At 72.7% G+C, this 1,697-nt stretch carries 1 protein-coding gene; it reads right to left on the bottom strand.

All coding sequences use genetic code 11. The features are described from left to right. Positions 1-164: 164 nt before the first annotated feature. Entirely contained in the window at positions 165-1,577 is a 1,413-nt protein-coding gene (locus E9529_RS21350) for an IS1380 family transposase (RefSeq protein ID WP_236833264.1), read from the bottom strand. Positions 1,578-1,697: the final 120 nt, after the last annotated feature.

The following is a 1,697-nucleotide window of genomic DNA, read 5'->3' as shown; positions in this document are numbered from 1 at the left end:
CCCGGATCTTTCGCCCGCCCATCGGTGATCATCGGGATGCGACTCGGTGGGCCGCCGGTGCGTGATTCTGGCATTGGGGTGTGACGGTTCGGCCGAGGTCGCTCGGGTGGGCGCCGGTTCCACGGTCCGGGGTGGTGCAGGTCGTCGGGACGAGGGCATGTGGGTCAGCCGGGAGCCGGTGCCGGGCCGGCGGTCAGGGCGCGCAGCCGGATGACGGCGTCGTGGACGACGGCGGCCCACGGGTGGTGGGCGGCGAGGTGCAGCAGCTGGCGGCGTCCGCTGCGAGCGAGGGTGGCTGGGATGGTGAACAGCCTGGTCCGCAGCCGTTTGGGCTCCCAGCGGCGGGCGTCGGTGTCGGTGAGGGCGAGCATCTGCATCCAGGCGGTGAGCTCGCAGGCGAGCGCGACGATGGCGCACCAGATCTGGTTCTGGTCGAAGTCGTGCAGCGGCAGGTTCGCGAGGCCGGTGTCCTTGGCGCAACGGATCCGGTCCTCGGCCCGGGCTCTGCGGCGGTGCCGCAGCTCGAGGTCGGGCAGCTGGCCGCGGGTGCTGTTGGTGGCGAACGCGGTGACGCGCAGCCCGTCGGCATCGGTGATCCGCAGCTGCGCACCGGGATGGGGCCGCTCCTTGCGGGCGATCACCCGCATTCCCGGCGGCCAGCCGGTGAGGTCGAGCAGGCCGGTGAGTTCGGCGACCCAGGCGCCCTCGCGGATGGCGTCGTGGGCGTCGTAGGCCGGCGTCCACGCCTCGGCGGGAATCTGCTTCAGCAGGTCAGGGGTGTTGTCGGGCAGGCCGAAGCCGATCGAGTAGGACAACCGCTGACCGTGGCACCAGTCCAGGAACTTGTGGCTGGCCCCGGCCCCGTCGGTGCGGATCAGGATCCTCCGGCCCGGGCGGGTGCCCGGCCGGTGACCGGGCAGCTGCGCCAGCGCGGCGCGGGCCACGGTGATGTGGTCGGCGGCGGTGTTGGAGCCGGCGTTGCCCGCCCGGAGCAGCACCGCCAGCGGCTCGCCGCTGCCGTCTGGCCCGTGGTCGACGAACGCGCAGAGCGGGTGGTGGCCGAACCCGCGCTTGAACGTCGGCGCGGCCTGTTCCTTCTCCGAGTGCGCGGTGATCAGGGTGGCGTCGATGTCGAGGGTCAGCGGTGCCGCGGCGTCGGCGGCGTGGTCGGGGGCGTGCTCCCCGGCCAGCGACCACACCGCGGCCCGGGCCGTCGCCCGCGCGGCGTTGATCGCTTTCAGCGCGGCCGGCGCGTCGGCGGCCAGCGCGTCGATGCACCGGGAGACCGTCGGATCCGAGGCCACCCGGCCGTAGACCCCGGGTTCGGCGCGCAGCAGCGCGATGTCGGCCAGGCAGTCCCCGCCCAACGCCAGGGTCAGTGCCAGATCCAGGACGACCTTGCCCGGGTCATGGACCGCGAGCGGCTTGCGCCACGGCGCCAACGCCGACGCGAGCGCGGCGTCCAGCCCAGCGGCCGCAATCGTGTTGGTCAGCAGCACCCCGCCGGCCTGCCCGACCGCCGGAACGTCGGCCGTGTCGACCTGGACGCGGGGATAGAACCGGCTACGCTTCTTCACCTGGAAGGTGCTCCTTGAACAGTGCGGATAGGTCCCTCGACAAGACCCATCCTTGCTGGTCAGGAGCACTTTTCAGTTGATCAACACCCGGTCACGCCGCTCTCCCGTGAAAGCCCCGGG

Source organism: Blastococcus sp. KM273128, assembly GCF_021698975.1.
Lineage (GTDB): Bacteria > Actinomycetota > Actinomycetes > Mycobacteriales > Geodermatophilaceae > Blastococcus.
This window is presented reverse-complemented; position numbering and strand designations above follow the sequence as displayed.